Genomic DNA, 7,227 nt, shown 5'->3' with positions numbered 1-7,227 from the left:
ATTCATATACTGAATAGAAAAAGGTACCTAAAAAAACAACTGTAAGTATTCGTTGAAAAAAAGAATTCTTCTTCCTTTCTTTTTTGCTACTCAAATTATCACCTCAAAACGGATTGTTCGCATGTTTAAATACCCATTGGGACCATATACAATCCTGTATCTTCATCTTGCTTTACAACGACATCTACACCGTATATCGTCTTTATCATACTTTCTGTCACAACATCATTCGGCTTGCCTTTTGTAACAATTTCGCCGTCTTTCATAACAATGATATGATCACTATAGCGAATCGCCTGATTAATATCGTGTAATACCATAACGATTGTCAATCCTTGTGCTTCATTTAATTCTTTTACTAACTCTAATATTTCAAGTTGATAATAAATATCTAAATATGTTGTCGGTTCATCTAAAAAGAGCATTGGCGTCTTCTGAGCTAACGTCATGGCAATCCAAACACGCTGTCTTTCTCCACCAGATAAAGCATGAATTTCCTTATCACGTTTACTTAGCAAATTCGTACATGCTAAAGCCCTTTCTATTGCTTCTCTATCTTCATCAGTTTGCGAAGAAAATATATTTTTATGAGGCATACGGCCAAAGCTTGTTAATTTCTCTACCGTCATATCTGCCGGTGCTTCATTTTGTTGATGGACAACGGCTAACTTTCTAGCAAACTCTTTCGGTTTATATTGGCTAATTGCCTTCCCATCAAGTATTACCTCTCCACTACGAGGATTGTGATTTCTTGACATCACACCAAGTAATGTTGATTTCCCGCAACCGTTTGGTCCAATAATTGTTGTAATTTTACCAATCTCTATTTCACTACTAATCGACTTTAATCGATCCGTTACATTATCGTACGAAAAGGTTACATTTTTAATTTCCATGAACTTTATCACTCTTTCTAAGCAAGAATATTAAGAATGGGCCACCAATAACTGCCATAATCGTCGCTGCTGGAATTTCGTTAGGTGGCACAATTAACCTTCCAATCGTATCCGCCGTCAAAATTAATAACGCCCCTGCAAGAGCAGAAAATGGAATTAATGCTTTATGGTCTGAACCAACTAGTTGTCTTGAAATGTGCGGAACGAGTAATCCTACGAAAGCGATAACACCTGCAATTGCTGTTGATACTGCCGCTAAGAGTACTGCAATGGCAGAAATAATAAGACGAACTCTCGTCACGTGCAAGCCTAAGTTTTTTGCAGTCTTATCTTGTAGAGATAATAAGTTACACCAAGCTCCGACAAACAGTGCAAGAATAAGACCAATTGTTCCATAAGTAACCATTATTTCTACATCGCCCCACGTCTTCATCGTTATATTAGAAGTCGTCGTTTGCTTAATACTCTTAATGAAGTATCCACAAATCGTAATGAACGATTCATTTAATCCAGTGAACATCGCATTAATGGCAATACCAATTAAAATAATGCGAAGCGGACTTAATCCTGATTTCCATGAAAACGAATAAACGAGATAACACGCAAACGCACCACCTAGAAAGGCGAATACCGGCGTCCAGAAAAAGAATTGCGGGAATAGCGTAATAATAACAAGTGTCATAAAACTTGCTCCTGAAGATATCCCGATTACCCCAGCATCAGCAAGTGGATTTTTCATGACAGCTTGGAAGAGCACGCCCGAAACAGCAAGAGCTGCTCCAGTAAATAGTGCAATAATAATACGTGGGAAACGTAAATCTTTAATCACTTCAACATCTTCATTTGCCCCTGTAAATATTCCTTGTACAAGGTCAATAATACCTACTTCTAAACTACCTTTCGTCGCTGACAACAAAGTCATAATGATGAGTAATACAGTAACAATAAAGAAACTCCAAAATTTTTTATTCATGCTAATCTTCCTTTATATTAAAATGCATCACGGATACATCATTTTTTTCAATTCATCTAGCGCTTCAGTCGCTGCTAAATTTCCTGTCGTTCCAAATAAACGCTCTTCTAAATCGTAAACACGATTATTTTTAACTGCAGCGAAGTGTTTCCAAATATCATTTGTTTTAAATTCTTTATCAAACATTTTTACAACTTCATCAGGCATACCATGTGCCGCTCGTAAAATAATGTCTGGATCAGCTTTTTTTAAATACTCTGTATTAGAAGCTAAATACTCTACTTGTTCACCTTGTACAATGTTTTTACCACCTAATTGTTTCACTAAATCTCCAATATAAGAATGCTCTGTTGCTACTAAATAACTCCCCGGTACACCTAATAAAATAAGCACTGTCGGTTCTTTCTTTCCCTTTACTGCTTTTTGAATCTCTGCAACCTTGTTATCTAACTTAGTTACAACTGCTTCAGCCTGCTTTTCACGTCCATATTGCTTACCTAAATTACTAATGGAATTTTGCATATTTTTTAAACTTGTTAGATCTAAAAAGTTTGCTTTCATACCTACACCATCAAAAGCTGGCTTTAATTCATATTCAAGTGTTGTCACGGATAATACTTCTGACGGCTTTAATGATTTTACCTTTTCCATATCAGGACTCATCGGATTCCCAACTTCAGGTAAACCTTTATATCTCTTTGGTAAATCTTTAGTACTTGTTGGTACACCAATTAAATCTACTTCTAACGCATCCATAATTTCAGTAACAGCAACTGTCGTTGCGACAATCCTCTCTTTACCCTCACTCTTTACCTGCTTCGCTGTTTCTTTTTTTGGTGATGAGCACCCAGCTATACTTACTAATAAAATAATAGCCATTAGTACACTCGCAATTTTCTTCACTCGCAATCACCACTCCTTTCAATACAATATGAAACAAGTCTTGATGCATGCGGACATGCATCAAGACTCTAAAAATTACAATCTACCTGCTCTATATTTTCGAACTAGTAAAGCAAGTGAACCGAGCAGTAGCACCATGTATAAACCAAGTTGTGCTGTATCTGCTGTTTTTGAGTTTTTCTCTTTTTTCGAATCATTCTTTGTATCTTCTTTTTTCTTCTTATCATCTGCATTTCGGTTAAAATCAGGAGTACTTACTGTTTTTACATTATCTACTTTCGGTGTAGTCACTGGATTTTTTGAATCATTTTTTGGATCTTTTTTTGGATCCTCTTTAATAGTTCCTACCGCGCCGATATTATTTGTATCAAATTGAATTTGTACATCGTAGAAGTGGTGGTAGTTCATCTCATCAATGTCTACTTTCACTTTTGCATTTAATTTTTTAAATAAATCTTCTACTTCAAATTGTACTACTCGCGTATTTGTATTTTTATCTTCACTTACTACTTTTGCATCAGCAAAAAGACTATTGTTTTCTGTTTGGAATTTCGTAATCCACGCACTATCTTTCAGCGTCATCTCAATGTACTTTTTACCATCTTTAACGATTAATTTTGCTGGATTTACAGTATAGTCATGCATCTTTGAAAGTTCTTCTGTTTTGTCTTTTAACACTTTAAATGTAATATCATATTGACCATCTACTAAATTTTTCGGATCAACTATTACTTTCGGTGTATTATTTCCACCTTGGTTGTCGTTTTCACCTTGGTTGTCGTTTCCACCTTGGTTCCCTAAAGCTTTGATACTATCTTGATCAAATACAAATTGAACATCGTAGAAATGGTGATAATTCATTGAATCAATATCTACTTTTACTTTTGCATTTAATTTTTTAGACAAATCATTTACTTCTACTTCTACTACTCTTGTATTTTGCTCTTTATTTTCACTTAATACTTTTGCATTAACGAACGAGCCATTCTTCTCAAAATCAAACTTTGTAATCCATGTACTATTTGTTAATGTAAACGATACATATTTCTTACCATCTTTTACTTTCAATACACCTGGGCTTTTTGTGTATGTATTCATCATTGATATTTCATCTGTTTGATCTTTTAATACTTTAAAGCCAATGCTGTATTCACCGTCTTTAAGAGCGTTTGGATCAATTGTTGTATTATTGCCTTGGTTGTCGTTTCCGCCTTGGTTGTCGTTTCCACCTTGGTTATCATTTCCGCCTTGGTTGTCGTTTCCGCCTTGGTTATCATTTCCGCCTTGGTTATCTAACGGTTTAATGCTATCTTTATCAAATGCAAATTGAATATCATAGAAATGATGATAATTCATTGAATCGATATCGACTTTTACTTTTGCGTTTAATTTTTTCGATAAATCCGCTACTTCCACTTCCACTACACGCGTATCAGCTTTCGTATCTTCACTCAATACACTCGCATCAACAAACGAACCATTTTTATCAAATTCAAACTTTGTAATCCAAGCGCTATTCGTTAATGTGAATGATACATATTTTTTACCATCTTTCACTTTTAACACGCCTGGACTCTTTGTATACGTGTTCATCATTGAAATTTCTTCTGTTTGATCTTTTAAAGCTTTGAAATTGATACTGTATTCACCATCTTTAATTGTTTCAGCATCTGGATTTTTGTTTCCATCTGGTTTTTCTACTTCCGGTTTCTCTACTTCTGGTTTCTCTACTTCTGGTTTCTCTTCATTTTTAATTTGTTCAAGCTTATCTTGTTCAAATAAAAGTTGCACATCATGTGTTTGCTTATAGTTTCTTGATGCCATTTCGATAAATACTTTTGTATTTAGTTTTTTAGATAAGTCGTTTACTTCAAACTCTACTACTCTTGTATCTTTTTCTTTATCTTCACTCACTACTTTTGCATCAACAAACGCACCATCTTTTTCCGTTTGGAAATTTTTAATTAATGAGCTACTTTTTAGTGTTACAATTGCTTTTTTCTTACCATTTTCTACTTTTAATACCCCTGGATTTACCATGTAAGTATTCATCTTAGATTCTTCATCTGTTTGATCTTTTAACACTTTAAACGGAACGCTGTACTCACCATCTTTAATTGTTTCAGTATCTGGTTTTTCTACTTCCGGTTGTTTCTCTTCATTTTTAATTTGTTCAAGTTTATCTTGTTCAAATAAAAGTTGTACATTATGTGTTTGCTTGTAACCTTGTGATGCCACTTCAATAAATACTTTTGTATTTAGTTTTTTAGATAAATCGTCTACTTCAAATTCTACTACTCTTGTATCTTTTTCTTTATCTTCACTCACTACTTTTGCATCAGCAAATGCGCCATCTTTTTCCGTTTGGAAATTTTTAATTAATGAGCTATTTTTTAACGTTACAATTGCTTTTTTCTTACCGTTTTCTACTTTTAATACCCCTGGATTTACCATGTAAGTATTCATCTTAGATTCTTCATCTGTTTGATCTTTTAACACTTTAAATGGAATGCTGTACTCTCCATCTTTAATTGTGTTAGAATTTGGTTGTTGATCTGGGTCAGGCTTTTGGTCGGGCTTCTGACTCGGATCCGGATTTTCATTTGGATCTGGCTTATTAGCTGGGTCCTCTTTTTCATTTGGTTGTTCTACATGAATCGGTGTAATACTATTTTGATCAAATGCAATACGCACATCATAGTCATGATGATAATTTAAAAAATCAATGTCTACTTTTACTTTCGCATTTAATACCTTCTCTACATCGTCCACATCAAATTCTACGACTCTTGTATCTTTTTCTTGATCTTCACTAATTACATTTGTCGCAACAAACTGACCACTTTTTTCGGTTTCAAACTTTGTAATCCATGAACTATGTTCTAACGTAAAGGATACTTTCTTTTTCCCATTCTTCACTTTTAAAGTTCCTGGACTTACAGAGTATTGATTCATCATAGATTCTTCATCTGATGTGTCTTTAAGAACTTTGAAACCGATTGAGTATTCACCGTCAGCTAGTTGACTAGCAGCTTGAACTGCAAGTGGTTGTAGCGTTGATACGAATGTGAAAATCGTTAGAAACATTGCAACAACAATTTTAAAATACCTGTTCAATAGAATGACTCTCCTTTTTAAAAAATTTCCAATTATTTAATGCTGTTCCCATCAAATACAAAACGAATATCATATGAAGCGTTATAATTAATAATTGGGATGTTAATTTTCACCTTTCCTTTTAGTTTTTCTGACAAGTCAGCAACTTCAAATTCTACTACTCTAGTATTCTCTTTTTTGTTTTCACTTAAGACTGTTGTTTCTAAAAATTGACCATCTTTTTCTACTTGGAAACTTTTAATAGAAACACTATCTTTCACTTTCAATGAAACGTATTGTTTTCCATTTTTAACTGTTAATGTTGCTGGACTTTCAAAATAACTATTCATTCTAGATGATTCATCTTTATCGCCTTTCCATACAGTAAAAGCAATATTATATTTTCCATCAGCTAGTTGTGTAGCAGCTTTTGCATCTTGTAACCCTAGTGTTGCTATAAACGTAAGTAAGACAGCAAATACGGCAATAATCATTTTAAATTGTTTAAACATATATTCATCGCCCTTCCAAAGATTTATTTACCTAACTTCACTTTACGAACTAAGAAAACACCTGAAATAAGAAGTAATGCTGCAAATAATCCGATACGTGCTTCATCACTTGTTTTTGGGTTATCTGTTTTTTCAGCTTTCCCACTTTCATTTGTTCCTTTATTTACATCTTTGTTTGTTTCTTTGCTCTCTTCTTTCTTCACTTCTTCTTTTACTTGTGTATTTTTTTGAGTTTGATCTTCATTTTTTGTTGCAGCAGTTTCCTTATTCTCTCCACCTACTGCTTTTACATTTGCATCAAACGCAAAGCGAATTGTGTAGTTATGGTCATAATTTACGTTCGGTACAACAACATGAATTTTTACAGCTGCTGGTTTAGATAAGTCGTCTATTTTAAACTCTACAGTTCTTTTATCTGCAGATTCATCTTTACTAACAACTTTTGCATCAACAAAGTTCCCGTTCTCTGGTGCTTTAAATTCTGTAATCCAAGCACTATGATTCATAGGAATTTGTACTCTCATCTCACCATTTTTTACAATTAACTTAGCTGGTTTTTCAAAATAATCATTTGCCATTGAAGCTGAATCATTTTCTGCTTTTTGTATGACATAGTTAATATCGTAAGTACCGTCAGCTACATTTGCCGAAGCTTGTCCGAATGGCACTACGAGAAAAGCTAGCATACATACGAATGTCATAATAAAAGCGGGTAATACCGAAAACTTTCTCATTTACCTTACTGCCTCCTTGTTTTTCTTTTTTCGAAAATGATAATTATTCTCAATATATGAGAAAAAAATAATCTTTCTATCTCTATTTTATAACGAGTAACACTATGTAGTTA

General features: G+C 33.8%; 6 protein-coding genes and 1 pseudogene. All 7 read right to left on the bottom strand.

The genetic code is table 11. The features are described 5' to 3' along the window. Positions 1-94, bottom strand: a pseudogene (locus tag AB3X49_RS15060) (class B sortase); the annotation flags it as partial. Between the two features lie 31 nt (positions 95-125). Next, complete coding sequence (locus AB3X49_RS15055) at positions 126-896, bottom strand: ABC transporter ATP-binding protein (RefSeq protein WP_367963083.1); 771 nt, start codon at positions 894-896, stop codon at positions 126-128. Further along, positions 886-1,869, bottom strand: coding sequence for a FecCD family ABC transporter permease (locus tag AB3X49_RS15050; protein WP_002034255.1), 984 nt, complete (start codon positions 1,867-1,869; stop codon positions 886-888). The genes AB3X49_RS15055 and AB3X49_RS15050 overlap by 11 nt, the downstream gene beginning before the upstream one ends. A gap of 27 nt (positions 1,870-1,896) precedes the next feature. Beyond that, positions 1,897-2,778 carry a heme ABC transporter substrate-binding protein IsdE gene (gene isdE, locus AB3X49_RS15045; RefSeq protein ID WP_367963080.1) on the bottom strand — a complete coding sequence of 294 codons (882 nt, stop codon included), beginning with the start codon at positions 2,776-2,778 and terminating at the stop codon, positions 1,897-1,899. A 69-nt stretch (positions 2,779-2,847) separates the two neighbouring features. After that, entirely contained in the window at positions 2,848-5,889 is a 3,042-nt protein-coding gene (gene isdX2 / locus AB3X49_RS15040) for an NEAT domain-containing hemophore IsdX2 (protein WP_367963078.1), read from the bottom strand. Positions 5,890-5,921: 32 nt separating this feature from the next. Further along, positions 5,922-6,380 carry an NEAT domain-containing hemophore IsdX1 gene (gene isdX1, locus AB3X49_RS15035; RefSeq protein ID WP_016102985.1) on the bottom strand — a complete coding sequence of 153 codons (459 nt, stop codon included), beginning with the start codon at positions 6,378-6,380 and terminating at the stop codon, positions 5,922-5,924. A gap of 23 nt (positions 6,381-6,403) precedes the next feature. Next, positions 6,404-7,114 (bottom strand): heme uptake protein IsdC, encoded by a 711-nt coding sequence (gene isdC, locus AB3X49_RS15030; RefSeq protein WP_085312475.1) that lies wholly within the window; start codon positions 7,112-7,114, stop codon positions 6,404-6,406. Between the last annotated feature and the right edge of the window lie 113 nt (positions 7,115-7,227).

This window comes from Bacillus sp. C30, assembly GCF_040838255.1.
GTDB lineage: Bacteria > Bacillota > Bacilli > Bacillales > Bacillaceae_G > Bacillus_A > Bacillus_A mycoides.
Note: the sequence above shows the minus strand (reverse complement) of the source record. Positions and strands in the feature narration are given on the sequence as shown.